At 64.8% G+C, this 1,113-nt stretch carries 1 protein-coding gene; it reads right to left on the minus strand.

The features are described from left to right. Positions 1-1,017 (minus strand): IS256 family transposase (locus OC159_RS19960; protein ID WP_265502972.1); only part of this gene is annotated, 1,017 nt, incomplete at its 3' end. Positions 1,018-1,113 lie beyond the last annotated feature (96 nt).

Raw genomic sequence — 1,113 nt, forward strand, 5'->3', positions numbered from 1 at the left:
CGCCGGAAAATCGTAGAAGGCCAGTAGCGCCTCGCGGTCCTTGGTCAGACAGGTCGCGGCCCTCTGGTATTTCGCCCCGTATTTCTCCACGAAGACGTCCAGCGCGGCCTCGGCGGCGACACGGGTCTCGGCCTGCCAGATGTCGCGGAGATCGGATTTGACAGCGGGCTGGATAAATTTGGGGACCTTGTTCAGCACGTTCGCTGTCTTGTGGACCCAGCATCTCTGGTGCTTCGTGCCGGGAAAGACCTCATCGAGCGCCTTCCAAAACCCGAGCGCACCGTCGCCGACGGCGACCTCCGGAGCGGACGCCAAGCCGCGTGCTTTGAGGTCAATCAGCAGTTCTCGCCAGCTCTGCGCGCTCTCGCGCATGCCGACCTGGAAGCCCAGGAGCTCCTTCTTTCCCTCCGGCGTCGCACCGATGAGAACGAGCATGCACTCGGCCTGCGGTTCCATCCGGGCCTGGAGATAGACCCCGTCGGCCCAGACGTAGACGTAACGGCGCGCGGCGAGGTCGCGGCGCTGCCAGCGCCCATACTCCGTCTCCCATTCACTGGTCAGGCGTGACAGGACGCCGGGCGAGAGGTTTGGAGCGTTCTCGCCGAGCAAGGCCCCGAGCGCCTCTTGGAAGTCTCCTGTCGAGATGCCGCGGAGATAGAGAACCGGCAGTAGCGCATCGAGGCTACGGGACCGTCGTGCCCACCTCGGCAAAATGGCAGAGCTGAACCGGATCTTGCCGGCTCCGTTCTCCTCAGCCCGGTCGCGGACCTTCGGCCGCCTCACCGCGAGCCCGCCAATCCCGGTCTGGATCTCGCGCTCAGGCCCGTATCCATGACGGACCACGCGCTGACGTCCATCCGGCAGACGGGCCTCGGCAAGCTCCGCGACAAAGGCATCCGCTTCCGCCCTCAAGGCCGCGACCAGCATCCGGCGGGCACCCTCACGCGCAATCTCGGTCAGCGGATCGTCCAGCGAATGTGGCTGACGAAGCGGGATGATGTCGGTATCGTCTTTCATGGCGTATCGCTCCCTTTGGAGGTTCTGGCAGGCTTTGACACCCGCCTCGATACGCCGCCTTCTCAGGCCGCATCACCCATTTTCAGGCATAGCCCT

The sequence above is a fragment of the Paracoccus beibuensis genome (assembly GCF_026162625.1).
Classification (GTDB): Bacteria; Pseudomonadota; Alphaproteobacteria; order Rhodobacterales; family Rhodobacteraceae; genus Paracoccus; species Paracoccus beibuensis.